Here is a 25,027-nt window from a genome sequence, read left to right as displayed (position 1 = left end):
GGAGCCGCGGGCGTTTCGTCGCGGCATGGGCGGGGTTGAGGCCGGGCGAACCGGTCCGCATCGGAGAACGGGATGAAAAAACAGGTGATGGGCGGGCTTGTCGCACTGGTCTTGTGCGCGGCGCCGTGGGCGGCGTCGGCCAAGGATACGCAGCTGAATGTCTATAACTGGTCGGATTACATCGCCAAAGACACCATTCCGAACTTCGAAAAGCAGTCGGGCGTTCACGTTCGCTACGACAACTACGATAGCGACGACACGCTGCAAGCGAAGCTCTTGACGGGCAATTCCGGCTACGACATCGTCGTGCCGACGAGCAATTACGCGGGCAAGCAAATCGCAGCCGGCATTTTCTCGCCGCTCGACAAATCGAAGATCCCCAATCTGAAGTACCTCGATCCGCAATTGATGGCCCTCGTGGCCGGCGCGGACCCGGGCAACAAATACGTGGTGCCCTGGGCATGGGGCACGACGGGCCTCGGCTACAACGTGACCAAGGCCCAGCAGATCCTCGGCAAGAACGTCCCGCTCGATAACTGGGACATCCTGTTCAAGCCCGAAAACATCTCCAAGCTGAAGGCCTGCGGCGTGTCGGTGCTCGATGCACCGGATCAGTTCTTCGCGGCGGCGCTGCACTATATCGGCAAAGATCCGATGAGCACGAACCCGGCCGATTACCAGGCCGCGCTCGCGATGATGAAAAAGATCCGTCCGTACATCACGCAGTTCAATTCGTCGGGCTACATCAACGATATGGTCGGCGGCGATATCTGCTTCGCCTACGGCTGGTCGGGCGACGTCGTGATCGCCAAGCATCGCACGCTCGAAGCCAAGAAGCCGTACAAGGTCGAGTACTACATCCCGAAGGGCGGCGCACCGGTCTGGTTCGACGTGATGGCGATACCGAAGGACGCTTCGCACAAGGATGCGGCGCAGCAGTGGATCAACTATATCGAGACGCCGCAAGTCAACGCCGCGATCACCGACGCGGTCTACTACCCGACGGCCAACGCCGAAGCGAAGAAGTACGTCAATCCCAGTATCGCCAACGACCCGGCCGTCTATCCGCCGGCCGATATCGTCAAGACGCTGTTCCTGCTGAAGCCGCTGCCGCCTGAAATCCAACGTCTGCAGACGCGTCTGTGGACCGAATTCAAGACGGGCCGATAATTTCGTCGCCGCGCGCGGCACGCAGTCACGAAGCCCCCGGAGCCTAACGCCGGGGGCTTTGTACGTCCAACGAGTGGAGTCAAGCAGCAAATCATGAGCGATCAGTCGAGCTCGCAGCCGCCCGCCGGCGCGCGCCCCGCAGGTTCAACTTCGGCCGGCAACGTATCGGCCGACAACTTTGTGCAGATCGTCGACGTCGTCAAGAAGTTCGGTGAAACGGTCGCGGTCAAGAACGTCAGCCTGTCGGTGGCGAAAGGAGAGCTGTTCGCATTGCTCGGTAGTTCCGGCTGCGGCAAGTCCACGCTGCTGCGGATGCTGGCCGGGCTGGAGTCGGTCTCCTCGGGCAAGATCCTCATCGACGGCGAAGACCTCGCGCAGATGCCGCCGTATCGCCGTCCCGTGAACATGATGTTCCAGTCGTATGCGCTCTTTCCGCACATGACGGTCGAATCGAACGTCGCGTTCGGGCTCAAACAAGAAGGCGTGCAAAAGGCCGAGCTCAAGGACCGCGTGCACGCGGCGCTCGAACTCGTGCAGATGGCGCGCTTCGCCAAGCGCAAGCCGCATCAGCTATCGGGCGGGCAGCAACAACGCGTCGCGCTTGCCCGCTCGCTCGTGAAACGGCCCAAGCTGCTGCTGCTCGACGAGCCGATGTCCGCCCTCGACAAGCAGATCCGGCAGCGCACGCAGATCGAGCTCGTAAACATCCTCGATTCGGTCGGCGTCACGTGCATCATGGTCACCCACGATCAAGAAGAAGCGATGACGATGGCCGGCCGGCTCGCCGTCATGAGCGAAGGCCAGATCGTGCAGCTAGGCACGCCGCACGAGGTCTACGAGTATCCGAATTCGCGCTTCTCGGCCGAGTTCATCGGTTCGACGAATCTATTCGATGGTCACGTAGTGGAAGACGAGCCGGATCACGTGTTCGTCGAAACGACCGAGCTGCCTTGCCGCCTTTACGTCAATCACGGCATTACGGGGCCGCTCGGCATGCCCGTCACGATCTCCGTGCGTCCCGAGCGCATCGCGCTCACGCGCAAGCCGCCCGAAGGCGCTTACAACTGGGGGCACGGCACGGTGGCGAACATCGCCTACATGGGCGGCTACTCGCTCTATCACGTGCAGCTCGATTCCGGTAAGACGGTGGTGGCCAACGTCTCCAGCTTGGCATTGTCGGAAATCGAATCGCCCACGTGGGGCGACGAGATCTATGTGCGCTGGAGCGCGTCGGCAGGCGTGGTGCTGACGGCATGAAAGCGCATCTGCTCTCGCTCGCAACCTGGCCGGCCCGGCGCATGAGGCTGACGGGCGGCACCGCCGTCGTCGCGGGGCCGTTCATCTGGTTGCTGATGTTCTTCTTCGTGCCGTTCCTGCTGGTCGTGAAGATCAGCTTCGCGGAGTTGCAGCTCGGCATCCCGCCGTACACGGAACTCGTCGCCATCAAGGATGGCGTGGTCCAAATTTCGTTGAACGTCGCGCATTACGCGTTCCTGTTCACCGATAGCCTGTACTTCGCCACCTACGTCAACTCGGTGCTCGTCGCGGGCGTCACGACGCTGCTGTGTTTGCTGCTCGGTTATCCGATGGCTTACTACATCGCGCGCTCGAATCCCAATTCGCGCAACATCTTGATGATGGCCGTGATGCTGCCGTTTTGGACGTCGTTCCTCATTCGCGTCTACGCATGGATCGGCATCCTGAAAAACAACGGGCTGCTCAACAACTTCTTGATGACGATCGGGCTCATCCACGCGCCGATCGAGCTGTATCGCACCAATACGGCGGTCTACATCGGGATGGTCTACTCGTATCTGCCGTTTCTCGTCATGCCGCTTTACGCGCACCTCGTGAAGATGGATTTGACGTTGCTCGAGGCGGCCTACGACCTCGGCGCGAAACCGTGGAAGGCATTCGTGCAGATCACGTTGCCGCTGTCGAAAAACGGCATCATCGCCGGTTGCCTGCTCGTGTTCATCCCCGCGGTGGGCGAGTACGTGATCCCGGAACTGCTCGGCGGTGCGGACACGCTCATGATCGGGCGCGTCATGTGGAACGAGTTCTTCAACAACGCGGACTGGCCGATGGCATCCGCGGTCACTTGCGCGATGGTCTTGCTGCTGCTCGTGCCGATGGCGATGTTCCAGCATTTTCAGGCTAAACAACTGGAAACGCGGCGATGATCAAACCGAACCGTACATTGCAAGTGACGGCGCTCGGCGTCGGTTTCGCGTTTCTCTATATTCCGATCCTGAGCCTCGTCGTCTACTCGTTCAACGAGTCGCAGCTCGTGACCGTCTGGACGCACTTTTCCACGCGCTGGTACGCCGCGCTCGCGCAAGACGACGAACTCATCACGGCGTTCTGGCTCTCGTTGCGCATCGCGTTGCTGACGGCATTCGCGTCGGTATTCATCGGCACGTGGGCGGGCTTCGTCCTCGCGAGGATGGGGCGCTTTCGCGGCTTTACGCTCTTTAGCGGGATGATCAACGCGCCGCTCGTGATCCCTGAGGTCATTCAGGGCATTTCGCTGCTGCTGCTGTTCATCGAAATGGGCAAGTGGATCGGTTGGCCCGAGCGGCGCGGGTTCGCGACGATCTGGATCGGGCACGTCATGCTGTGCATGTCGTATGTCGCGATCATCGTGCAATCGCGTGTGCGAGAGCTCAATCCGTCGTTGGAGGAGGCCGCTCTCGATCTCGGCGCGACGCCGTTCAAGGTCTTCTTCGCGATTACCTTGCCGTTGATTTCGCAGGCCTTGATGGCCGGTTGGCTGCTGTCGTTCACGCTGTCGATCGACGATCTCGTGCTGTCGGCGTTCTTGTCCGGTCCTGGCTCGACGACGCTGCCGCTCGTCGTGTTCTCGCGTGTGCGACTTGGGTTGAATCCGGAGATGAACGCGCTCGCGACGCTGTTCATCGGCGTGGTGACCGTCGGCGTCATCGGCATCAACTTCTTCATGCTGCGCGCCGAGAAGCGCAGGCTCGCCGGGGCCGCGTAAGCGCCCCGGGCGGCCGGTTATTGCCTCGTCTGCGGCGTGCCCATCGCCTGGAACAGCAGCGCGGTGTCGCCCAACCGCCGTCCCGACGCGCGAATGGCGCCCAGTCGAGCATTCCAATACTGCTGCTCGCTGCCGCGGACGGCGGAATCCGGTATCGCACCGAGCTTGCCGCGCGCAGCCGTTTCGTCGAAGGCCTCTCGAGCCGATGAGGCGGACGTATCGCTCGCGCGCGCCGCTGTGGCGTCGTATTCGAGCGCGGCGAGCGTATCGGCCACGTTTTGGAACGCCGTGAGCACCGCGGCTTTATATTGATCGGCCGCCGCTTCGTAGAAATCGATCGCCGCCCGCCGCTGCGCGAGCAAGGCACCGCCGTGAAAGAGCGGCTGCGTCAGCGAACCGCCGATGCTCCATATCGCGCCCGCTCCCGATAGCGCGGTGGGCCAACTGAACCCCGCTTGTCCCATCGACGCCGTCAGCGACACACTCGGGAACAACTGCGCCGTCGCCACTCCGACGTCGGCAGCCGCTGCCTTAAGCGCTGCTTCCGACGCGGCGATGTCCGGACGCGTATGCAGCAGCGACGACGGAACGACAACCGGCACGTGCTCGGGCAGCGTAAGGCTCGAGAGCGCCGGAATGTCGGGAACGGCATCGGGCGTGCGGCCGATCAGCACGGCCAAGGCATGGCGGGCCGCTTGCCGCTGCTGGACGAGCGGCGCCAAGCTCGCTTCGAGGTCCGACGCGCTTTGCTGTGAAGCAAGGGCCTGGGCATGCGGCACCGCGCCGAGCGCATAACGGCGCGCATCTTCTTGCGCCGTTTGCCGCGCCAACACGAGGAGCCGCTCGGTAGCGTCCACCTCATCGCCCAAGGCGGCCGCGTTGATCGCCGTCGTGACGATATTGGCGGCCAAGGTTCGCCGCGCGGCGTCGAGTTCGAACGCTTGGACATCGACGCGTGCGTTGAGCGCCGCGTTCGCATAGCGAACCGCGCCGAACAGATCGAATGTGTAGTGTGCCTCGAGTTGCCCGACGAAGACGTTGTACAGCACCGTCTGCGGGCCCGCGTTTGGAATGCCGAGTGCGCGGTTGCGCGTGGCCTGTCCTTGCGCATCGATGGTGGGCAGCAACGAGGAGCCGATCTGCGCGCGCAATTGCTCGCGAGCGCCGGCGAGATTCTTCTCGGTGGCCGCGAGCGTCGGACTGTTCTTCAAGCCTTCCTCGACAAGCGCGTCGAGTTGCGTCGAGCGATATAGCTGCCACCAGTTCGGCACCGGCTGCGCGCCGACATCGAACTGCTGGGCAACGCCGCCCGCCGCGTCGGTTCGTTCCGGCAGGGCTGTTTGCCCGTAGTGAGCCGGCGAGGGCAGGCCCGGCGGCTTGCCGCTCGGCCCGAGCGAGCAAGCGGCTAAGCTCCAAGCCGCTGCAAGCGACAGCACGAGCGCGCGGCGTTCATGTGCGATACGCGAGACATTCATGATTAATTCCCCGTATGCGCGGTGGCGGCCGGCGGCGGATCGCGTTCGTCGAGCCGCACCCTAAACGACATGGCGTAAAGCGCGGGTAAGTAAAAGAGCGTGAGGATCGTGGCGCTCGTGATGCCGCCCATCAGCGCGGTGGCCATCGGCCCGAAAAAGTTCGAACGCAGCAGCGGAATCAACGCAAGCACGGCGGCCGCGGCCGTGAGGGTAATCGGCCGGAAGCGGCGTACGGTTGCACCGACGATGGCATCGCATCTTCGATGACCCGCCGCGATGTCCTGCTCGATCTGATCGACGAGGATGACCGAGTTGCGCATGATGATGCCGAACATCGCGATCACCCCGAGCATGGCGACAAAGCCGAACGGTTTGCCGAACAAGAGCAGCGTCGCGACGACGCCGATCAGCCCGAGCGGCGCGGTCAGCACGACCATCAGGACGCGCGCGAAGCTTTGCAACTGAATCATCAGCAACGTAAGCACGGCGATCGCCATGAGCGGCATCTGCGCGTTGATCGACGATTGCCCCTTCGCGCTTTCCTCGACCGAGCCGCCCACCTCGATGCGATACCCGAGCGGCAGCGCGGCCCGCACTGGCGCGAGCGCGCGGTCGAGATCGTGGGTCACGTCGATGCCTTGCGCGTCGCCGCGTACGTCGGCTTGCACGGTGATCGTCGGCTGACGATCGCGTTCCCAAATCACGCCGTACTCGAGCGTGTTGCGCATATGCCCGAGCGAGCCGAGCGGCACGGGACCGTTCGGCGTGGGCATCGCCAAACCCAGTAAGCGCGCCGGGTCGACCCGCTCTCGCTTGGGTGCGCGCAGATCGACGCTGATGAGCTTGTCGCGTTCGCGATACTGCGTCACGGTATAACCCGAGAGCGTCATCGCGAGGAAGTTCGAGACGTCTTCCGAGCTGACGCCGAGCTGGCGCGCCCTGTTCTGATCGACCTCGAACGTCATGGAGCGTTCGGCGGGCTCGTCCCAATCGAACTGAACGCCGCGCGTGCGCCCATCGGCACGTATCGTCGCCGCGACCTTCTCCGAGATCGTGCGCACGGTGCCGATATCGTCGCCGCTCACGCGGAACTGCACGGGATAGCCCACCGGCGGACCGTTTTCCAAACGCGACAGGCGCGTACGAACGGCGGAGAAGTCGTTTTCCAAGCGGGTGTCGAGCCATTGGGCCAGCTTGTCGCGCGCTTCGACCGATTTAGCCGTGACGACGAACTGCGCGAAGTTCGGTTGCTGCAATTGCTGATCGAGCGGCAGATAAAAGCGCGGAGCGCCCGTGCCGACGTAATCGACGAAATGGTCGATCTCGGGCCGGCCGTCGAGCGTCTGTTCGAGCCGCTTGGCTTGCTTGAGTGTCGCCTCGAACGAGGCGCCTTCGGGCAAGCGCAAATCGATGAGTAATTCGGGCCGGTCGGAGCTCGGGAAGAATTGTTGCGGTACCAGCGAGAAAGCGGCGAGCGCGGCGACGAACAGCGCCGCCGTGATGCCGAGAACGATGAACCGGCGTTCGACGCACCAGCTGATCCAACCGGCCAGCCGGTGATAGAAGCGCGTGTCGTAGATATCGTGCTCGTAGTCGTGCGCCTCGTGCTGCTGGCGCTTGCGTTCGGGCAGCAGGTGGTAGCCGAGCAGCGGAATCAGGACCACCGCCGCGAACCACGAGGCGATCAGCGCGATGGCCGACACTTCGAAGATCGAGCGCGTGTACTCGCCCGTGCTGGATTTGGCCAGCGCGATGGGCAGGAAGCCGGAGACGGTGACGAGCGTGCCGGTCAGCATCGGGAATGCCGTGCTCGTATAGGCGAAGGCGGCGGCGCGCGTGCGCTTCCACCCCTGTTCGAGCTTCACGGCCATCATTTCGACGGCGATGATCGCATCGTCGACGAGCAGCCCCAACGCAAGCACGAGCGTCCCCAACGACACCTTGTGCAAGCCGATGTCGAACAAGTACATCACGAGCGCGGTCACCGCGAGCACGATCGGGATGGAGATCACGACGACCATCCCGGTGCGCAACCCGAGGGAAACGAGGCTCACGACCAGCACGATCGCCACCGCTTCGCCGACCGCTTCGAGAAAATCGTCGACCGAATGCGAGACGGCGAGCGGCATGCTCGACACTTGTTCGAGCGTGAGCCCGGCGGGCAAATGCGCGCGCAATTGGACGGCGGTGGCGTCGAGTGCCTTGCCGAGGCGAATCACGTCGCCGCCCGGCTGCATCGTCACGCCGATGCCGAGCACGGCGTGGCCGCGGTTGCGCATTTCGGTGACGCGCGGGTCGTCATAGCCGCGTTTGATCGTCGCGATGTCGCCAAGCCGCACGCTGCGATGCCCGACGGGAATCAGCGTATCGGCCAGCGCGCGCATATCGTCGAACTGCCCGCTCGGGCGGACGAACACGCGATCGTCGGCGGTCGTGACGGTGCCGGTGGAGGCGACGGCGTTTTGCGAGGCGATCGCTTGCGCCAATTGCTGCGGCGAGATGTTCAGACGCGTGAGCTGGGCGTTCGTGATCTCGACGAAGACGTGCTGGTCGGGATCGCCGAAATAGTCGACCTTCGCGACGCCGGGGACGCGCAGCAAGACCGTGCGCAACTCGTCGGCGTAGTCGTGCAGTTGGGCGGGAGAGAACCCGTCGCCCTCGAGCGTATAAACGTTGGTGTAGACGTCGCCGAATTCGTCGTTGAAGAACGGGCCGACGGTGCCGGGCGGCAGCGTCGCCGCGATGTCGCCGACCTTCTTGCGGACTTGATACCAGGTTTGCGGCACGTCTTTGACCGGCGCCGAATCCTTCATCGTAAAGAAGATCATCGATTCGCCGGGGCGCGAGTAGCTGCGCTGGAAATCGATGTAGGGCGTTTCTTGCAGCTTGCGCTCGATGCGGTCGGTCACTTGCTCCTGGACTTGGCGCGCGCTCGCGCCGGGCCACAGCGTTCGGATCACCATGACCCGGAACGTGAACGGGGGATCTTCCGACTGGGCGAGGCGCGTATAGGCGAGGATGCCGGCCAGCGTCGCGAGCGCGATCAGGAACACGACGAGCGCCTGGTGGCGCAGCGCCCAAGCGGAGAGATTGAAGCGACCCTCCTCGTGGGCGTTGTCCGGGGCGGGCGCGGCAGCGGAGTGGTGCGCTTCGGGCGATTCGGGTGATGCGGCCGGCTCGCGGCGATCGGTGCCGCTCATGATGCGAAGTCCTCCGGATGCAGCGGGGGAACCACGCGGACGTGCTCGCCTGCGCTCACGGTGCGAACGCCTTGGTAGAGCACGCGATCGCCGTCTTGCAGGCCTTGCGTCACGGAAAACGTGCGTTCGTCGTAGCGTCCGACCGTCACGCGCCGCAACTCTAGCGTGTCCGTGCCCGCGTGCACGACCCACACCGCCGGCGTGCCGCCGCTATGGAAGAGCGAGGTCACGGGCAGTGTGAACGGGTGCGGGCCCGTCTGCGCCCGGGTGGCGGCAAAATCGATTTGCGCGGTCATGCCGAGGCGCACCTGGGCGTCGGGGGCGGCGAGCGTCAGTTTCACGCGGTAAGTGCGGCTTTGCGGATCGGCCGCGGGTGCGATTTCGCGCACGTGCGCCGTGAACGCCTTGCCCGGTAAGGCCGGTAGTGTCACTTGGGCCGTGGCGCCGGTGCTCAGCGAGTTCAGCGCGCTTTCGGGCGCGTCGCACACGACGTCGACCTCGCCCGACCACGCCAGCGCATAGACGGCTTGCCCGGCCGCGACGTTCTGTCCTGTATCGGCTTGCTCGGCTGTGATGACCCCCGCGTGATCCGCGACGAGTTCGGCGTAGTCGAGTTGATTGCGCGCGAGCGCGAGTTGCGCCTGCGCGGCGTCGCGTTGGGCGGCGGCCGAAGCATACGCGTCCTGCGTCTGCTCGAGCTGGGCGGGCGCGATCAGTTTTTCGTGCGCCTGCGCGGTATCGCGATCGAGCTGCTGTTTCGCGTAGACAAGGCGGTGTTGCGTGCTGTCGAGCTGTGCCTGCGCGTTGGCCAGATTCTTTTGCAAATCGGCCGGATCGAGCCGAGCGAGGACTTGCCCCTTCTTGACCGTATCCCCGAGCCGGACGTTGCGCTCGACGATCTTGCCGCCTACGCGAAACGAGAGCGGCGTGTTGTAGCGCGCTTCGATATCGCCCGGCAAGCTTTCGTTAGGCGGGATGCCGTCGGGGTGGACGGCCACGGCGACCACGGGGCGGGGCGCCGTCGCGACGGGGGCGCGCTGGTGGCAACCGGCGAGCGCGAGCGCCCCGCATACGGCCGCCGCCAGAGCGTATCGCCGCCAAGCCGCGCGCGACGCGAGTAACTGGATGCTGTTGACCTGCAAGCGCGCCTGACTCGGCGCATCTAGTCCGGGACGAATCACGATGACCCCACGCAAAAGAGATGTGCGAACCGAGCAAGCGCGTGAGGCTCGCAAGGCAAGGGCCGCGCGGCGCTCGGAGCGATCGCCGCCGGACCCGGTTCCAACTACAGGAGCGGATTCTAATACAGGTATGTATTTGGATGCAAAGCCGGATTAAATTGAACGATGGTGCTAAACTGCGCGTCATGAAACGCAAACGCTTGACCCGTGAAGAGAGCAAAGAGCAGACGCGCCTGCGGCTGCTCGATGCTGCGCAGACGATTTTTATGAAGAAGGGGTTCGTGGCCGCGAGCGTCGAAGACGTCGCGGAAGCGGCCGGTTACACCCGCGGGGCGTTCTACTCGAATTTTCGAAGCAAGGCCGAGCTGCTGATGGAGCTGTTGCGGCGCGACCATGAACGGATGCAGATCGATCTGAACTCGATTTTGCAAGACGGGGCGACGCGAGAAGAAATGGAGGCACGCGCGCTCGCGTTTTATAGCCAGTTTTTCCGCGAGAACGACTGCTGCTTCTTGCTGTGGGCCGAGGCGAAGCTGCTGGCCTCGCGCGATGCGAAGTTTCGCGTGCACTTCAACGCGTTCTCGCGCGAAAAGCATGCGTTTTTCACGGGCTATGCGCGCGCTTTCGCGCAGCGTGTCGGTACGCCGTTGCAGATGCCGGCGGAAGTACTCGCGCTCGGTTTGATCGGGCTGTGCGAGGGCGTCCAGTCGTTTCGCATGTGCGACCCGCAGTACATCACCGACGACCTGACCGAAGCCGTGCTGGCGGGATTCTTCGCCAAGGCGGTATTCGGCGCGCACTGAGCGCCGAACGAGCGATTTGCCCGGCGCCCATAGCGGGGCGCTTACAGCCCGAGCCCCGGACCGTAATTGCTGCCGATCAATCGCGTGACGTCGTCGACGCCCGCGTAGTCTTGTTCGGGCAAGCCATCGAGGATGGCCAGCAGCTCGTTGCTCGCACCGGCGTCGCGCGCCGCGTCCACGAGACGGTCCTTATTGGCGGGATATCGCACCGCGCCGAGGACGTCGGAGATCTGCAAGTCGATCGCCTCGGCCGGCACGGCCGACAGGTCCGGCGTCTTCGCCGTCGAGGATGAAGGCTGTCGCTTCCCGGGTGCGTTCACGTACGGGCCCTCCGTTCATGGGCGGCGAAGTGGCTCGCCAGTTCATGCTGCTTAGGCAACGCGATGCGGCGCCAATGTCCACGCAAGGCGCCCGGATCGCTCATGACGTCCGGCGCGGGCGGTGCGACCGGAGCGGCATTGGCGCGGGCGGCGGCCAACGCGGCGTGAGCCGTGGCGCTGTCGAATTTGCCGGTATGTATCGGTGCCGCGAAGCACGAAGCCGAGAGTAGGGCCATCGTTGTCATTGTCGAGACTTTCATCGCTCGACCTCCTTTCGATAGGGCGTGCGTCGATGCGTCCGGACCGGTCGATCGGGTCCGACGTCTCTTGCTTTGCGCCACATTTCGCAGCACGCCTCGTGCCTGGGCCACGACCCATCGTAGCCCTAACGCAGCACCTCAAAGCGCGTCCAAGGCCATGACGGCCGGTCACGCATATACCCGTTTAGCCAATTCCACTGCGGATGGCGCTTCATGAACGCTTGAGCGTCGAATGGTTTTCCGCACGGGTGGCCCCAACGGGCCCAAAACGCCAAGTCGCGCGCCATCTCGCTATCGACGACCTTGCCGTCGCTCGCACCCCATGGATTGAACGGACCCTGATCGGTCCCGCCGGAGCGTACGTCGTCCAGTTCGAGGTGACCGCAAATCGTGCGCGAAGACGGGCTGTCGTCGCGGTTCAGATAGACGTCGTGATGGTCGGCGATCATCTGTTTGGCCAACTCGAGGTCGATCTTGCCGTGGTGCATCTCGGCTAGCTGCATGAACCGCAGGCGGCGTGCACCGTTGTTGCGCGCGTCGCCCGCGTTTTCGCCTTCACCTTCGTGGACGCATTCCTGGTCGCGAATCTTCCGGTCGGTCGCGCTGTTGTAACCGCTGAAAAAGCCGTCCTTCGTGCTCTCGAACCCTGAATAATGCAGGCCGAGTTCGTAGCGCGCGATTTCGCCCGTTTTCGTATCGCCGAGCAGCCAACTGTTGGCGTAGCCGCCGTTGTTCGATAACGAGAACATCTCGCACCAGTCGCCGATGCTGTTCGCGTATTGCGTGGCCCGTCGCGAGCGGTAGAACTCCGGCGCGCCGGCGCTGTTGTAGCCGGCGAAATTCGACACCGTCGTTTCCGTGACCATGAGCCCGGCCGAGGTCAGCCAGAAGTCGGTCAGACTCGAGATACAGCCCGGTAGGCCTTGCATGATGATGCGGTGGCCCGAATCGGGCACGATGTCGAATACCACGTTGAACGCATCGCCCGCGGCGTAGCGGTCCCAAGAGTTATGCGCCATGACGATGCGTCCGTCGCGCGTCGCGCTGCCCGTTGCGATGAACGCGCTGCAATGATGGCCGCGCCGGCTCGGTGAGTGCTTGCCGTCCAACTCGGTCGGGTGCTGGGCCAATTGCGCGGGCCACCAACTTTGCAGCAGATCCATATAGCCGTTCCACGCGAGCACCTCGTCGAACCGCAGCTTGGCGCCGTCGGCGATGCCCTGGATTTCGTCGGCGAACTCGGTGTCGAGCTTCGACGCGAATTGCGACACGGCTGCCTTCGTGAAAGTCTCGAAATCCTCTCCCGTCTCCCAACTCGCCAGGTACTTCGCGGTTCGGATCGCGTTCTTGATTTCATTGGCGAGCAATTTACCGTGCATCTCGCCGCGATCGTACGGTTCGCCTTCGATATGCACGAAAATCCAACCCGCGTGGTCACGACGCACGGCGTCGAGGGACGGTTCGCTCATCTTCGCTCCTGATCGACTAGCGATCGAAAGGGCTGCGCTGGGCGCGCCGGGGGGCGGCGCGCGGCGGGCTCGGCGGCCTGCTTTTCATTGTAGAAAATATGTGGCGCTTTGCCATCGCGGCGAACGTCGGCCGCGTGGTCCCCGGGAGCGGGTCAGATAGCGGGATTCATCCGACGGTAGGCGTCGAGCAGCGTCGTCTTGTAGACGGCGCCGACGAGCGTCGGCGCCGCGGTGGACGCGACGACGGGCAGTCGCTCGCCCTGGAATGCGAGGAAATGCTGCAACGCCGTGCCGATCGGCATCTCGGGGGTCAGCACGGCGAACTGAGGCTGCAGATAGTCGGCGGCCGTGCGTGACGAGGTGTCGCGTTTTTCGAGCAGATCGGAGGTGATGTCCTTCAAGGCCACGACGCCGCGGAAAAGCCCCGCGTCGTCGGTGACGTACAGGTATTTGACCGGGTATTCCAAGAAGACGCGGGCCATGTCCTGCACGGACGCGTCCAGGCGAACGACGGTGTCGGCGGGCTTGACGAGTTCCCTGACCTGGCTGGCCCGCAAGCGTGTGCGTTCCTGCTCGTCGGCATGGCGGCGCAGCGTCACCTCGTACATGGAGGTCTTGTTGATCGCGCGGGCGACGAAATAGGCGACGACGCACGAGAGCATCAGCGGCAAGACGACTTGGTAACTGAGCGTCATCTCGAAGATCATGAGGATCGCCATCAACGGGGCTTGCGTCGCCCCGGCGAGGAACGCGCCCATGCCGACGATCGCATAGGCGAATGCGCCCGAGGTGCCATGCGGCCACCAGCCGTGGACGAGCAGGCCGAACAGCGACCCGAGCGTCGCACCGACGAACAGCGTCGGCGTAAAGACGCCGCCGACGGCGCCCGAGCCCACGGTGGCCGCCGTCGCGACGATTTTGCATGCGAGCACCACGAGGAGGGCGCTCCAGGTCCAAGGCGAGTGCAGGATCGAGTTGACGACGCTGTAGCCGTTGCCCCAGACCTCCGGCACCCAGACGGAGATGATGCCGACGATGACGCCGCCGAGCGCGAGCCGAACGGGTAGCGGCACCGGCAGGCGCCGAAAGCGGGCGCGCGAGGATTCGATCAGGTGGAGAAATTGCGGCGCGACGGCGCCGCACAGTAGACCGAGCGCGACGAACAGCAGCACTTCGGGGCCGGCGACGGCCGGAAACACCGGCATCTCGTACGGCGGCTTATAGCCCGAAAATTCGCGCATGACGATGTTCGCCACGACCGACGAGACCAGCATCGGGCCGAAGTTCTCCATCGCGATCGACCCGAACACGATTTCCGTGACGAAGAACGCGCCGGCGATGGGGGCGCTATAAGCGGAGGTGATCCCCGCGGCCGCGCCGCAGGCCACGAGCAGGCGCAGCCGCGCCGGATCGAAATGGACGCAGCGGCCGACGACGGAGCCTGCCAACGCGGCGAGTTGCACCATCGGCCCTTCGCGGCCGATCGATCCGCCGAAGCCGATCGTAAACAGCGAGGAAACGCTGCGCCATACGCTATGCCAAATCGGCACGACGCCATCGCCGATCGTGATGGCTTCCATGTAATCCGAATTGGCTTGTTTATCGGCGCTGCGCCGGGCGACGATGAGGAAGAACCCGGCGATCAATCCTCCCGCGGCCGGCAGCCACCACCGGACGGTCCAGGGCAGGGCTTGCGCCATGGCGACGAAGCTGCCGCTGCGCCCCGATAACGCCCATTGGAATGCGTCGATCGCATGTCGAAACGCGACCGTGGCGAACGCGCCGAGCACGCCGACGACGACGGCCCAAACGAGCATCGTGTGGGCTTCGGATAGACGAAACAGCGATTGTGCGCGCGCGCGCAGTCGAAGCAGGAATGAAAGCACTGAGAAAACGTCGGCTCGGGTTCGATGAAATTAGCGCGAGCGCAAGCATAGCATCGGCGGGGGGCTCGCGAATGCCCCCGTCCGCTCGGATTGCCCGTACCGCTCAATGGCCGGCACTATCGAGCTCCGGGTAATGCCGGAAAATGCCCGTTTCGTTGAACGGCAGGCGGCGATCGGAGGCCAGATAAGCGGCGATGTTCGGACGCGCCGCGACGGCTTTGCGTAACGCCGCGAGGCGCGGATAGTGCGATGCGAAGCGCGCGGTGGCGCGCGGAAAAGCGTAATGGAGTCCCTCGATCAACTGAAACATCGACAAGTCGACGTACGTCAGTCGCTCGCCCACGAGGTGCTGCGCGCCGTGCGGATTTTGGGCCAGCACGCGCTCGAAGTAGTGCATGAACTTGGGCAGGCGATGCGCGAGGAAATCGGTCGCCCGCGCCTTGGCCGGCGCTTTTTGGTCCTCGTAGTACTGGCCGCTCGCGATCGGGTGATGCGTATCGTGCACCTCGGTCACCATATCGGCGATGGTCAACTGCAAGCCATGGACGACGTAACGCTGATCGGTCTCGGGGGCGAGGCCGATTTTCGGGCCCAAATAGAGCAGGATGTTGGCCGTGTGCGACACGATCAGATCCCCGTCCTTTAGAAACGGCGGCGCGAACGGAATCGATGGCTCCGTCTTGCTGTTCAGCAGCGCCATCATCGCCGCATCGCCCAAGCCTTCGTCTTCGCTGCCGCGGACGACGTCGACATAAGGCGCCCCGGCCTCTTCCAAGGCGAGCCGGACGAATTCGCCGCGGCCTTGCAATCCATTCCAATAATAGAGTTCGTAAGGCATCTGCATCTCCGGAAAGCGGCGACGCGCCGCCCCTCTATCATCGCTCCCCGGTGAGGGGGGCGACAACGCGAGGGAGCGGCGCGCGGCCTGCCCGATCGGGCGATCGGCATGATCAGGCGAACACGTGCTGGACGCCCCAAGTAATAGCCAAGCCGCCGGCGATCAACCAAACGTAGAGGATGAAACCGGTGGCCAGCGCGCGCGGGCCTGCTTTGCGCACTTGCGATATATGCGTTTCGATGCCGAGGGCCGTCATCGCCATGGTGAGCGCGAAGGTATCGAGCGCGTTGACGGCTTGCGTGGCGAGAGCGGGCAAGACGTGCAGAGAGTTCACGAGCACGCAAGCCAGAAAGCCGAGCGCGAACCAAGGCACGGCGATTTTGCGCGAGCCGTGCGTCTGGCCGGATGCGCCGCCCGCATCGCGGCGAGCCGAGCGCGCCAGCCAAACACCGAGCAACAGCAGTACCGGCACGAGCAGCATGACGCGCGTCATTTTGACGATCGTGGCGATATGGGTGGCCTCCGCGCCGACGTTGCTGGCCGCGCCGACGACCTGCGCCACCTCGTGAATCGTGCCGCCGAAGAACAGGCCGACGCCGAGCGTGTCGAGATGAATCCAGCCGGCACGGTACATCAGCGGATAGAGAAACATCGACAGCGTGCCGAACAGCACCACGCTGCCCACCGCGACGGCGCTTTTTTCCGGCTTCGACTGCAGCGTCGATTCGAACGCGAGCACGGCGGCGGCGCCGCAAATGGCGCTGCCCGCGGCGTTGAGAATGGCGGTATCGCGATCGAGCTTCATGAGCTTCATGCCGAGCCACGTCCCGAGCACGAGCGTGCTGACGACGATCAGCACCGACTCGGTCAGCCCGGGAAGCCCGACCTGCGCGATTTCTTGGAGGCTGACGCGCAGCCCGAAAAACGCTACCGCGATACGCAGCAGCTTGCGCGCCGAGAAATTCACGCCGGCCGCCCAGTGCGCGGGCATACCGGCGCGCAACGTATTGCCGTAGAGGGCGCCGCCGACGATACCGACGATCAGCGGACTAACGCCCAACCCAGCAATGGCGGGCAAGGCGGCCAACCGGATGACGGCGGCGGCGAACAGCGCGACGAACAAGATGCCGTTGAGCTGGCCATGCGACGTTATCGAAGACGAATGTGACAGGGTAGGCGAATGGGACATCTGGGGTGCCTCTAGGCGGACTCGATTGCGATGGTCCAATCCTAAATTAGATATAAGCTTATGAAAAATCGTCATTTGTGACGTAATATATCGGCATTACCGATATTTCTCCCGCGATGACACCCGATCAACTGATAACTTTCGCTGCCGTTGCCGAGCGCTTGAACATCAGCCGCGCGGCCGAGGCGCTTCATTTGTCGCAGCCCGCGGTATCGGGGCAGTTGCGCCAATTGCAGGAGGAATTCGGCGAGCCGCTTTACCGGCGCGACGGCCGAGGCGTCCGGCTGACGCCAAGCGGTGCGCAACTGGCCGAGTACGCGCTGAAAGTGCGTGACGCGTTCCACCAGGCGCAGGCGTATCGCGACGCACTGCGGGGCGTTGGGCGTGGCACCTTGCGTATCGGGGCGAGTACGACGATCGCCAGCTATCTGCTGCCGTACTTGATCGCCGAGTTCCAGCGCCGGTATCCCGAAGTCGAGATTCAGACCGCGGGCGGCAATACGGGTGAAATCGTTGCTTCGCTCGGGGCGCTCGACATCGCAATGATCGAAGGGCCGGTCGGGACGGATTTGCCGGAAGGCACGGGCGTAAGGATGTGGCGCGAGGACTCGGTCGTAGCGATCGTACCGCGTGGCCACCCGCTGGCGGAACGGGCCGTGCACGAAGGCGCGAATCCGACGTTGGCGGACGTGGGCCGGTACCCGATCGTGATGCGGGAAGAGGGCTCGGGTGTGCGGCAGTTCGTCGAGCAGTCGTACGAGGCGGCCGGTCTCGCCATGCAAGTCGCCTTGAACGTGGCGGGCGTCGAGGGCGTGAAGGAGGCCGTGCGCGCGGGGATGGGGGTGGGCTTCGTCTCCGCCATGTCGATGCGGCACGAGGACGGCGCGCTCGTGCAACTGTCGATCGTTCCCGAACCGCTCACGCGCCACTTCTCGATCCTCGTGCCGCATGAGGGTGCGCCATCGCGCGTGGCCGCGGGCTTTTTAGCGCTTTGCACAGCCTCCGCCCACGACGCATCGTCCAGTTCGCGGAAATTCGAGCCGGCGCCGCATCCGTAGGGATAACCATGATGGCGAGCGTGCCGAGGCTGCGGGCAAGATGACGCCATTCGAGCCTACCGCTCGATTTTTTTCAGTGTGATTTGGAACCGGTTCCATTCTATGTCGAACATGGCGGGCACCTCATCTAGCGGCGACGCAGTGGAAGTCGTCGTCGTGGCGAGCGCCTTCGGGGCGCAAGCGGTGCGGCGCGCCGGGCACGCGGCCTGGCTCGATACGGTGCGGCGTGCCGGCGCGAGCGGATTCGAAGTGCGCCGCGAGCTGTTCTCGCATGAGGCGGAGGCTTCGTTCGAGGCGCTTCGCGCGCTGGGCGCCGCGATCGATGCTCGGGGACTATGGTCGGTCTATTCGACTCCCACCGCGCTCTATCGGGACGACGGCGGATTGGATGCGGCGGCGCTGGCCTGCGCGTACACGGAAGCCGACGCGCTCGGTGCCCGGTGGCTAAAGTTGCAATTGGGCGGTTTCGCGGGACAGGCCGACGGCGCCCGCATCGCGCGCGTCGGGGCGGGGCGGCGGGCTCGGCTCGTCGTCGAAAACGGCCAAGGTCAGGGCGACGGTACGATCGCTCGGTTCGAGGCGCTGTTCGCCGCGCTCGCGCAAGAAGGTGCCGCCGACGTGCTCGGGATGACCTTCGACATCGGCAATTGGGATTGGGCCGGGCAAGCGTCGCTCGACGCGGCCCGGGCGCTTGCGCGCTATGTCGAGTACGTGCATTGCAAGTCGTCCGAAGGGCATGGCGCACGACGCTTTCCGGTTGCTCCGAAGGCGGAGGACCCGGGTATCCGGGCCATTTTCGGCACGCTGCCGCGCACCGCCCCTAGAGGGATCGAGTTTCCGCTGGACGAGCACGCGATCGAGGACGATGCGAAGCGCCATGTCGCCTGGCTTGCCGCGGCATGAAACGCCACGCGCTGTGCCGTGACGAAGAGAAGAGCGAAGGTGCGGCACGGTTGGAAGGGTTGAATAAAGGAGGCATAGATGTCTAGCGCGATCGACGTGTTGACCTACGGTGAAGCCATGGCGCTGTTCGTGGCGAACGATGCCGGCCCGCTTGCGGCGGTCGAGCATTTCACGAAACGCATCGCCGGCGCGGATTTGAACGTCGCGATCGGATTGTCGCGGCTTGGGTTTCGGGTCGGCTACATCAGCCGCGTCGGCGCCGACTCGTTCGGACGTTACGTGCTCGATACGCTCGCGGGTGAAGGCATCGATGCGAGCCATGTGAGTATCGACACGCGCTACCCAACCGGCTTTCAGCTCAAGTCGAAGGAGGTGGGGGGCGGCGACCCGAGCGTCGAGTATTTCCGCAAAGGCTCGGCCGCGAGCCACCTGTCGATCGACGATTTCGATCCCCGGTACGTGGACTCAGCGCGGCATCTGCATCTGACGGGCGTCGGCCCGGCCATCTCGGCTTCTTCGCGCGAACTCGCTTTTCGTCTCGCGCAATCGATGCGCGCCGCGGGCAAGACGATCTCGTTCGACCCGAACCTGCGCCCGACGCTATGGTCCTCGCGCGAAGTCATGGCTGCCTCGCTCAATGCGCTCGCCGAGCTGTCGGATTGGGTGCTGCCCGGCGTAGGCGAGGGCCTCGTGCTCACGGGCTACGAAGCGCCCGAAGACATCGCACGGTTTTATCTGGATCTCGGTGTGCGCGGGGTCGTCGTCAAGCTGGGCGCGCAGGGTGCGTATTTCCGCACGGCGGATACCTCGGGCTATGTCGCCGCGCAACCGGTGGCGCAAGTGGTCGATACGGTCGGGGCGGGCGATGGGTTCGCCGTCGGCGTGGTCAGCGCGCTGCTCGAAGGGCGCGACCTGCCGAGCGCGGTGGCGCGCGGCAACCGCATCGGCGCGTTGGCGATCCAAGTAATCGGCGACTCGGAAGGTCTGCCCACGCGCGTTGAACTGGAGCGGCTCGAGAAGTCGAGCGCTCCGGTTTGAGCCGGGCTGTCAGCGCACGCCTTCGCGTTTGCCTACACTTCACGCCTAACAGGAGCGAGCAGGCGGAGCTTTTCGCCGCTGCTCATTTAAAACGCAGCATAGGAGGAGACACCCATGCCCGTCACGATTGCACCTCGCCGGTGGTGGATGATCATGCCGATCGTTTTCATCACTTACAGCCTCGCTTACCTCGACCGCGCGAACTTCGGGTTCGCCTCCGCAGCCGGCATCAACAAGGACTTGGGGATCAGTCCCTCGCTTGCCTCGTTGATCGGCGCGTTGTTCTTTCTCGGCTATTTTTTCTTCCAGATTCCCGGTGCGATCTATGCGGAAAGGCGTAGCGTACGACGCCTCGTGTTCGTCAGCCTCGTGCTTTGGGGCGGCTGCGCGGCACTCACGGGTGTCGTGAGCAATATCGCGTCGCTGATCGCGCTGCGGTTTTTGCTGGGCGTCGTGGAGGCCGCCGTCATGCCGGCCATGTTGATTTTCATCAGCAACTGGTTCACGAAAGCCGAGCGCTCGCGCGCGAATACCTTCTTGATTCTGGGCAATCCGGTCACGGTGCTCTGGATGTCGGTTGTCTCGGGCTATCTCGTGCACGCATTCGGTTGGCGCGAGATGTTCGTCGTCGAAGGGGCCCCGGCGATCGTCTGGGCCGTGTGCTGGTGGTTCGTAGCGCGCGACAAGCCGAGCGAGGTCGCCTGGCTCTCGGCGCAAGACAAGCGCGCGCTCGAGCAAACCTTGGCGGCCGAGCAAGCAGCCATCAAGCCGGTGCGCAATTACGCGGAAGCGTTCCGCTCGCCCGCCGTCGTCAAGCTGTGCGCGCAGTACTTCTGCTGGAGTATCGGTGTCTACGGCTTCGTTTTGTGGTTGCCGTCGATCTTGAAAAACGGCTCCGCGCTCGGCATGGTCGCGACAGGCTGGCTCTCGGCGCTGCCGTATTTGATGGCAACGGTCGCCATGCTCGTGACTTCCTGGGCTTCCGACAAGCTCGACGCACGCAAAGCCTTCGTGTGGCCGTTTCTGCTCGTGGGCGCCGTTGCGTTCGCGCTTTCCTATGCCGTCGGCTCCACGCATTTTTGGTGGTCCTACGCGCTGCTCGTCGTGGCCGGGGCTGCGATGTACGCGCCGTACGGACCGTTCTTCGCCATCATCCCCGAGCTGCTGCCGAAGAACGTGGCGGGCGGGGCGATGGCGCTCATCAACAGCATGGGCGCGCTCGGCTCGTTCGTTGGCTCGTACTTCGTCGGTTATCTGAATGGCTCGACGGGCTCGCCCGCGGCGTCGTACGCGTTCATGAGCGTAGCGCTCGTGGCCGCCGTATTGTTCACGCTCGCCGTCAAGGCGCAGCCCGCGGGCGAGGCGATGCTCACGGCGCGGGCCACTGCCCACGGGAAATGAGCCGAATGACACCGAAGATCGTCGTCTACAAAAAATTGCCGCAAGACGTGCTCGATGATCTGCGCCGCCACGCGCAAGTCGTCGAACTGGCGCCCGCGCACGGTGGCGGCCACGCAGCGCTCGCCGATGCCCTCGGCGCCGCATGGGCCGATGCCGACGGCGCGATCGGCGCAAGCGTGAAGGTGACGCCGGAGATGGTCGCGCGCGCGCCGAAGCTTAAAGCGATCTCGACGATCTCGGTCGGTGTCGACAACTTTGATCTGGCCGATCTGACCCGGCGCGGTATCGTGCTCGCGCATACGCCCGACGTGCTCACGGAATCCACCGCCGATACGGTATTCGCGCTGATCTTGTCGAGCGCACGGCGCGTGGTCGAGCTCGCCGAGTGGGTCAAGGCCGGCCACTGGCACGGCAGCATCGGCCCGGACCAATACGGCGTGGATGTGAACGGCAAAACGATCGGCATCGTCGGGTTGGGGCGCATCGGCGGTGCGCTCGCGCGCAGAGCCGCGCTCGGCTTCGACATGCGCGTGCTCTATACGAACCGGCATCCGAACGAGGCCGCCGAGCGCGCGTATGGCGCCAAGCACGTCCCGCTCGCCGAGCTGCTGTCGCAATCGGATTTCGTTTGCCTGCAAGTGCCGCTCACGCCGCAAACGCGGCATCTGATCGGCGCAGCCGAGCTGCGCGCGATGAAACGCAGCGCGATCCTCATCAATGCCTCGCGCGGCGCGATCGTCGACGAGGCGGCGTTGATCGCGGCGCTCGCGCAAGGCACGATCGCCGGTGCCGGGCTCGACGTGTTCGAGCAAGAGCCGCTTGCGGCCGATTCGCCGCTGCTCGCGATGCGTAACGTCGTGGCGTTGCCCCACATCGGTTCGGCCACGCACGAGACACGGTACGCGATGGCGCGTTGTGCCGCCGACAATCTCCTCGATGCGCTCGCCGGACGGCTCACGCACAACGTCGCGAACCCCGAGGTTTTGGGGCGCTGAGCCGCGCGTGCCTACTAGAATTAGTCGTAGGTTCGGGCCGTGCGCTTGCACGGGTGGTGCGTCGGGAAGCGCTGCGCTATGATGCCGCCACCGAACGAATTGCAAAGCGCGCCCCGGCGCGCTTTTCTCTATCCGCCGTGCCGCGCAGAGGTGCTCGCGCATGGGCCTTTGACGAGGAGGTTTGCCTTGGTTTCCGTATCTTTCGACCCGGGCGCGCGCCGCGCCGCCGAGCGATGAGCATCGGCCCCATGGGCATCGCCCGCCGAGCGACGATCAGCGACGTGGCGCGCGAAGCCGGTACCGGCAAGACGAGCGTGTCGCGCTACCTGAACGGCGAGACGAACGTCCTGTCTTCGGATCTGCGCGCGCGCATCGAAGCCGCGATCAAGCGGCTCGACTACCGGCCCAATCAAATGGCCCGGGGCTTGAAGCGCGGACGCAATCGCCTCGTCGGACTGCTCGTCGCCGATATCACGAATCCCTACACCGTGGGCGTGCTGCGAGGCGTGGAAGCGGCCTGCCACGCGCTCGGTTTGATGCCGCTCGTGTGCAACGCGGCCAACGAAGTGGAGATGGAGCGCCGCTACTTGCAATTGATGACGACCTATCGCGTGGAAGGCGTCATCGTCAATGCGCTCGGCGTGGAGGAAGAAACGCTTCGTCCCGTCGGCGAAGGCGGCACGCCCGCCGTGCTCGTCGACCGTTCGATCGAGGGGCTGTCGGCCGACATGGTGGGGCTCGACAACGGCGAAGCCGTGGCGATGGGCATGCGGCATCTGCTCGAGCAAGGATTCGACGATATCCGTTTTGCCGTGCAGCCCTACGAGAGCGTGAGTTCGCGACGCCTGCGCGAAGCGGCGTTTCGCGCCGCGCTCGAACAAGCGCATGCGCTTCGCGGCGCCGGTGCCGAGCCGTTGCGAGGCGAAACCATGGTGCTCGATCTGAGCGATGCCGAAGCGGTCGCGCGTACGCATGAGGCCGTGGACCGGCACTTGCAAGAGGCCGGCGGCCGGCGCGTGGCATACTTCGCGGCTAACGGTCCGGTCGCGCTCTCGCTCGCCCTGCATTTGCATGCCCGCTATGGCTCGCGTTGGCAGGAGCGCGTGGCGCTGATGTCGATCGACGACTCCGAATGGGCGGAGTTGATCGGCGTCACGGCGATTCGCCAACCCACCTACGCGATCGGTTATCGCGCGGTGGAGTTCTTGCACGAGCGTATCGAAGGCGGCGTGGAGCCGGCGCGCGAAGCGATGCTGGCCGGTGAATTGGTCGTTCGCCGATCGACCGCCTGGCGCGAAGAGGACTGATCGATAGATTTACACGGCGCGCGCGGCGCATGCCCTTTCGAGGCAGTGTGGCGCGTGGCTAGCACCACAAAGCATTGAGCCCCACGATGGAACTTTACCGATTCGAATGCCCGAGCGCCGACGTCGAGGCGCTCGGGCAAGCCGCGAGTGACCTCTTTCCGGAGCAGACGGTCTTTGCCGAGCGCAGCGGAGAAAACGGTACCCCGTATCTAGACGTACAGTGGGTTGCGATGCGGTTCGGATCGACGGCGCGCCGCATGACGCTGACCGTTCAATTCGCCGCTCCCGCGTTCGCGCGCTACCGGGCTTCGCTGCCTCGTGCGCGGGCACGCAGTTTTGCCGTCTTGCGGGCGTACGTGGAAGCCGCGCTCGGATCGCTGGAAGAGCAATACGCGGCCGGGCAAGCCGTGCCGCGCGAGGTGACGATCGAACTCGGCGACGAATTCGCGTAGGCGGGCATGAGGCGCTTTGCGCGCCTACGGCAATTCGGCTACGCGCTCCGGTAGACCTGAGCGAACCGGTCGGCGCGCACGACGCCGTAATCGCCCGGCGCGTATTGCAACACCCAGTCGCCGGCGTTGCCGTTCAATACGTCGCCTGCCGCCCGGCGAGCCATCGCGAATGGCGCATCCATGCGTTTAGCCAGCACGACGGCGGGGCGGTTTCGGTAACGGCCCGGCGCACCGTGCGCAAGCTCCGCATCCGCCGGAACGTATTTGTCGTCGAAGCGAGCACGATCGACGACCCAACGTGCGCCGCCCGTGCCCGTGATCAGTGCATCGCCGGGCGCGTAACGGTTGGCCCCCTCGAGGCTCATCAACTCGCCGTGCTGCTGCGCGAACTCGACGGCGACCACCTCGTCTTTCACATACCGTCCCGCGCCGGGGTCGTCGCGCAGGTCGATGTCTTTCAATTCGTTCATAGCAAGCAAGCCAAACGTCGAGAAGGCGTGAGCGTAGCGGTAAACCGCGCGACGCGCACGCCTTTCGTTCGGTCGCGATCAGTTCTTGGCCGGTGCCGCCGTTTTGCCGCGGCGCTCGCCCGCCTCATGCGGTTGCCGGAACGTCGTATCGGCGAGCTTCTTTTGCTCGGGCGAGAAGCTGTCGTAAAGCGGCTGGAAGGCGTCGACCAATTGCTTCATGTCGTCCGCGTGCGCTTGCGCGATTTCGGCGTATTGCTTCATGTTGTCGAGCGCCGATTGCGTTTGTTCGGCCTGCGTGCGCTGACGGAACAAACGGCCCATGTTTTGGCCGTTGGTGCGCATGACGTCGGCGAATGCCTTCCATTGCGGCTCTTGCGCCGCCGTGATCTTCAGTTGCGAGTGCAGATATGCGATACGCTGCTCGACGTGCGCCTCGCGCTTGGCTGCGCGTGCATCGGCCGGCGCGCTGGCCGCCATGCCCGACGCCGCTTGCGGCGCCGACGCTTGCGCGAACGCTCCGCTCGTTGCGAGCGCGCACGCGAGAATGACGATTGTCCGTTTCATCGAACCTCCTGCAGTCGTGTGGACGAAGTCGAAGCCGGCGCCTCGGT

23 protein-coding genes are annotated in these 25,027 nt (G+C 64.5%); 12 read left to right on the top strand and 11 right to left on the bottom strand.

Annotation, left to right across the window (positions count from 1 at the left end):
* Nucleotides 1–72: 72 nt before the first annotated feature.
* The 4 genes from C0Z18_RS24085 (at nucleotide 73) to C0Z18_RS24070 (ending at nucleotide 4,171) form a co-directional block, all read left to right on the top strand.
* Nucleotides 73–1,170, top strand: coding sequence for a polyamine ABC transporter substrate-binding protein (locus tag C0Z18_RS24085; protein ID WP_102647960.1), 1,098 nt, complete (start codon nucleotides 73–75; stop codon nucleotides 1,168–1,170).
* Between the two features lie 93 nt (nucleotides 1,171–1,263).
* Complete coding sequence (locus tag C0Z18_RS24080) at nucleotides 1,264–2,427, top strand: ABC transporter ATP-binding protein (protein ID WP_199189531.1); 1,164 nt, start codon at nucleotides 1,264–1,266, stop codon at nucleotides 2,425–2,427.
* A complete protein-coding gene (locus tag C0Z18_RS24075; RefSeq protein ID WP_102647959.1) occupies nucleotides 2,424–3,353 on the top strand; it encodes an ABC transporter permease subunit in 930 nt (309 codons plus the stop codon). The genes C0Z18_RS24080 and C0Z18_RS24075 overlap by 4 nt, the downstream gene beginning before the upstream one ends.
* Nucleotides 3,353–4,171, top strand: coding sequence for an ABC transporter permease subunit (locus tag C0Z18_RS24070; RefSeq protein WP_102647993.1), 819 nt, complete (start codon nucleotides 3,353–3,355; stop codon nucleotides 4,169–4,171). The genes C0Z18_RS24075 and C0Z18_RS24070 overlap by 1 nt, the downstream gene beginning before the upstream one ends.
* Nucleotides 4,172–4,188: 17 nt before the next feature.
* On the opposite strand, the gene C0Z18_RS24065 is transcribed toward C0Z18_RS24070, so the two are convergent.
* From C0Z18_RS24065 to C0Z18_RS24055, 3 genes are read right to left on the bottom strand one after another with little or no spacing between them, the layout of a single operon-like run.
* Nucleotides 4,189–5,646: an efflux transporter outer membrane subunit gene (locus C0Z18_RS24065; RefSeq protein ID WP_102647958.1), complete on the bottom strand. Its 1,458-nt coding sequence runs from the start codon at nucleotides 5,644–5,646 to the stop codon at nucleotides 4,189–4,191.
* Nucleotides 5,647–5,648: 2 nt separating this feature from the next.
* Nucleotides 5,649–8,846 carry an efflux RND transporter permease subunit gene (locus C0Z18_RS24060; protein WP_102647957.1) on the bottom strand — a complete coding sequence of 1,066 codons (3,198 nt, stop codon included), beginning with the start codon at nucleotides 8,844–8,846 and terminating at the stop codon, nucleotides 5,649–5,651.
* Nucleotides 8,843–9,973: an efflux RND transporter periplasmic adaptor subunit gene (locus C0Z18_RS24055; RefSeq protein WP_233217459.1), complete on the bottom strand. Its 1,131-nt coding sequence runs from the start codon at nucleotides 9,971–9,973 to the stop codon at nucleotides 8,843–8,845. Before C0Z18_RS24055 ends, C0Z18_RS24060 begins: the two co-directional genes overlap by 4 nt.
* Before the next feature lie 239 nt (nucleotides 9,974–10,212).
* Here C0Z18_RS24055 and C0Z18_RS24050 point away from each other — a divergent pair, with 239 nt between their 5' ends.
* Nucleotides 10,213–10,830 (top strand): TetR/AcrR family transcriptional regulator, encoded by a 618-nt coding sequence (locus tag C0Z18_RS24050; protein WP_102647956.1) that lies wholly within the window; start codon nucleotides 10,213–10,215, stop codon nucleotides 10,828–10,830.
* A gap of 41 nt (nucleotides 10,831–10,871) precedes the next feature.
* On the opposite strand, the gene C0Z18_RS24045 is transcribed toward C0Z18_RS24050, so the two are convergent.
* From C0Z18_RS24045 to C0Z18_RS24020, 6 genes are all read right to left on the bottom strand, one after another.
* Nucleotides 10,872–11,096, bottom strand: coding sequence for a DUF2795 domain-containing protein (locus C0Z18_RS24045; protein ID WP_102647991.1), 225 nt, complete (start codon nucleotides 11,094–11,096; stop codon nucleotides 10,872–10,874).
* A gap of 50 nt (nucleotides 11,097–11,146) precedes the next feature.
* The gene (locus tag C0Z18_RS24040; RefSeq protein WP_102647955.1) at nucleotides 11,147–11,410 is read right to left on the bottom strand and encodes a hypothetical protein; all 264 of its coding nucleotides are present in this window, start codon (nucleotides 11,408–11,410) and stop codon (nucleotides 11,147–11,149) included.
* 125 nt (nucleotides 11,411–11,535) lie between these two features.
* Nucleotides 11,536–12,879 carry a C45 family autoproteolytic acyltransferase/hydolase gene (locus tag C0Z18_RS24035; RefSeq protein WP_102647954.1) on the bottom strand — a complete coding sequence of 448 codons (1,344 nt, stop codon included), beginning with the start codon at nucleotides 12,877–12,879 and terminating at the stop codon, nucleotides 11,536–11,538.
* 152 nt (nucleotides 12,880–13,031) lie between these two features.
* A complete protein-coding gene (locus tag C0Z18_RS24030; protein WP_102647953.1) occupies nucleotides 13,032–14,765 on the bottom strand; it encodes a ClcB-like voltage-gated chloride channel protein in 1,734 nt (577 codons plus the stop codon).
* A gap of 103 nt (nucleotides 14,766–14,868) precedes the next feature.
* A complete protein-coding gene (locus tag C0Z18_RS24025; protein ID WP_102647990.1) occupies nucleotides 14,869–15,603 on the bottom strand; it encodes a glutathione S-transferase in 735 nt (244 codons plus the stop codon).
* Between the two features lie 112 nt (nucleotides 15,604–15,715).
* Complete coding sequence (locus C0Z18_RS24020; RefSeq protein WP_102647952.1) at nucleotides 15,716–16,792, bottom strand: YeiH family protein; 1,077 nt, start codon at nucleotides 16,790–16,792, stop codon at nucleotides 15,716–15,718.
* Nucleotides 16,793–16,908: 116 nt separating this feature from the next.
* Between C0Z18_RS24020 and C0Z18_RS24015 the strand changes: the two genes are divergently transcribed.
* The 7 genes from C0Z18_RS24015 (at nucleotide 16,909) to C0Z18_RS23985 (ending at nucleotide 23,946) form a co-directional block, all read left to right on the top strand.
* Nucleotides 16,909–17,850 carry a LysR substrate-binding domain-containing protein gene (locus C0Z18_RS24015; protein ID WP_102647951.1) on the top strand — a complete coding sequence of 314 codons (942 nt, stop codon included), beginning with the start codon at nucleotides 16,909–16,911 and terminating at the stop codon, nucleotides 17,848–17,850.
* Nucleotides 17,851–17,952: 102 nt separating this feature from the next.
* On the top strand, nucleotides 17,953–18,753 hold the full coding sequence (locus C0Z18_RS24010) for a sugar phosphate isomerase/epimerase family protein (protein WP_233217457.1): 801 nt from the start codon (nucleotides 17,953–17,955) through the stop codon (nucleotides 18,751–18,753).
* Nucleotides 18,754–18,831: 78 nt separating this feature from the next.
* Nucleotides 18,832–19,791 (top strand): sugar kinase, encoded by a 960-nt coding sequence (locus tag C0Z18_RS24005; RefSeq protein WP_102647950.1) that lies wholly within the window; start codon nucleotides 18,832–18,834, stop codon nucleotides 19,789–19,791.
* A 114-nt stretch (nucleotides 19,792–19,905) separates the two neighbouring features.
* Nucleotides 19,906–21,192, top strand: coding sequence for an MFS transporter (locus tag C0Z18_RS24000; RefSeq protein ID WP_102647949.1), 1,287 nt, complete (start codon nucleotides 19,906–19,908; stop codon nucleotides 21,190–21,192).
* A 5-nt stretch (nucleotides 21,193–21,197) separates the two neighbouring features.
* Nucleotides 21,198–22,187, top strand: a complete 990-nt coding sequence (locus C0Z18_RS23995) for a 2-hydroxyacid dehydrogenase (protein ID WP_102647948.1) — start codon at nucleotides 21,198–21,200, stop codon at nucleotides 22,185–22,187.
* 233 nt (nucleotides 22,188–22,420) lie between these two features.
* Nucleotides 22,421–23,494, top strand: a complete 1,074-nt coding sequence (locus C0Z18_RS23990) for a LacI family DNA-binding transcriptional regulator (protein WP_102647947.1) — start codon at nucleotides 22,421–22,423, stop codon at nucleotides 23,492–23,494.
* A gap of 86 nt (nucleotides 23,495–23,580) precedes the next feature.
* Nucleotides 23,581–23,946: a DUF3022 domain-containing protein gene (locus C0Z18_RS23985; protein ID WP_102647946.1), complete on the top strand. Its 366-nt coding sequence runs from the start codon at nucleotides 23,581–23,583 to the stop codon at nucleotides 23,944–23,946.
* A gap of 38 nt (nucleotides 23,947–23,984) precedes the next feature.
* On the opposite strand, the gene C0Z18_RS23980 is transcribed toward C0Z18_RS23985, so the two are convergent.
* Both C0Z18_RS23980 and C0Z18_RS23975 read right to left on the bottom strand, forming a co-directional pair.
* Nucleotides 23,985–24,416 carry a PGDYG domain-containing protein gene (locus tag C0Z18_RS23980; protein WP_102647945.1) on the bottom strand — a complete coding sequence of 144 codons (432 nt, stop codon included), beginning with the start codon at nucleotides 24,414–24,416 and terminating at the stop codon, nucleotides 23,985–23,987.
* A 78-nt stretch (nucleotides 24,417–24,494) separates the two neighbouring features.
* Nucleotides 24,495–24,980, bottom strand: a complete 486-nt coding sequence (locus C0Z18_RS23975) for a Spy/CpxP family protein refolding chaperone (protein ID WP_102647944.1) — start codon at nucleotides 24,978–24,980, stop codon at nucleotides 24,495–24,497.
* Nucleotides 24,981–25,027 lie beyond the last annotated feature (47 nt).

The organism is Trinickia dabaoshanensis (genome assembly GCF_002879885.1).
In the GTDB taxonomy this organism is placed as follows: domain Bacteria; phylum Pseudomonadota; class Gammaproteobacteria; order Burkholderiales; family Burkholderiaceae; genus Trinickia; species Trinickia dabaoshanensis.
Note: the sequence above shows the minus strand (reverse complement) of the source record. Positions and strands in the feature narration are given on the sequence as shown.

Coding starts and splice junctions, on each gene's coding strand:
- C0Z18_RS24085 (WP_102647960.1), top strand. CDS start 73: ATGAAAAAACAGGTGATGGGCGGGCTTGTCGCACTGGTCTTGTGCGCG.
- C0Z18_RS24080 (WP_199189531.1), top strand. CDS start 1,264: ATGAGCGATCAGTCGAGCTCGCAGCCGCCCGCCGGCGCGCGCCCCGCA.
- C0Z18_RS24075 (WP_102647959.1), top strand. CDS start 2,424: ATGAAAGCGCATCTGCTCTCGCTCGCAACCTGGCCGGCCCGGCGCATG.
- C0Z18_RS24065 (WP_102647958.1), bottom strand. CDS start 5,646: ATGAATGTCTCGCGTATCGCACATGAACGCCGCGCGCTCGTGCTGTCG.
- C0Z18_RS24060 (WP_102647957.1), bottom strand. CDS start 8,846: ATGAGCGGCACCGATCGCCGCGAGCCGGCCGCATCACCCGAATCGCCC.
- C0Z18_RS24050 (WP_102647956.1), top strand. CDS start 10,213: ATGAAACGCAAACGCTTGACCCGTGAAGAGAGCAAAGAGCAGACGCGC.
- C0Z18_RS24040 (WP_102647955.1), bottom strand. CDS start 11,410: ATGAAAGTCTCGACAATGACAACGATGGCCCTACTCTCGGCTTCGTGC.
- C0Z18_RS24035 (WP_102647954.1), bottom strand. CDS start 12,879: ATGAGCGAACCGTCCCTCGACGCCGTGCGTCGTGACCACGCGGGTTGG.
- C0Z18_RS24025 (WP_102647990.1), bottom strand. CDS start 15,603: ATGCCTTACGAACTCTATTATTGGAATGGATTGCAAGGCCGCGGCGAA.
- C0Z18_RS24020 (WP_102647952.1), bottom strand. CDS start 16,792: ATGTCCCATTCGCCTACCCTGTCACATTCGTCTTCGATAACGTCGCAT.
- C0Z18_RS24015 (WP_102647951.1), top strand. CDS start 16,909: ATGACACCCGATCAACTGATAACTTTCGCTGCCGTTGCCGAGCGCTTG.
- C0Z18_RS24010 (WP_233217457.1), top strand. CDS start 17,953: ATGTCGAACATGGCGGGCACCTCATCTAGCGGCGACGCAGTGGAAGTC.
- C0Z18_RS24005 (WP_102647950.1), top strand. CDS start 18,832: ATGTCTAGCGCGATCGACGTGTTGACCTACGGTGAAGCCATGGCGCTG.
- C0Z18_RS24000 (WP_102647949.1), top strand. CDS start 19,906: ATGCCCGTCACGATTGCACCTCGCCGGTGGTGGATGATCATGCCGATC.
- C0Z18_RS23995 (WP_102647948.1), top strand. CDS start 21,198: ATGACACCGAAGATCGTCGTCTACAAAAAATTGCCGCAAGACGTGCTC.
- C0Z18_RS23990 (WP_102647947.1), top strand. CDS start 22,421: ATGAGCATCGGCCCCATGGGCATCGCCCGCCGAGCGACGATCAGCGAC.
- C0Z18_RS23985 (WP_102647946.1), top strand. CDS start 23,581: ATGGAACTTTACCGATTCGAATGCCCGAGCGCCGACGTCGAGGCGCTC.
- C0Z18_RS23980 (WP_102647945.1), bottom strand. CDS start 24,416: ATGAACGAATTGAAAGACATCGACCTGCGCGACGACCCCGGCGCGGGA.
- C0Z18_RS23975 (WP_102647944.1), bottom strand. CDS start 24,980: ATGAAACGGACAATCGTCATTCTCGCGTGCGCGCTCGCAACGAGCGGA.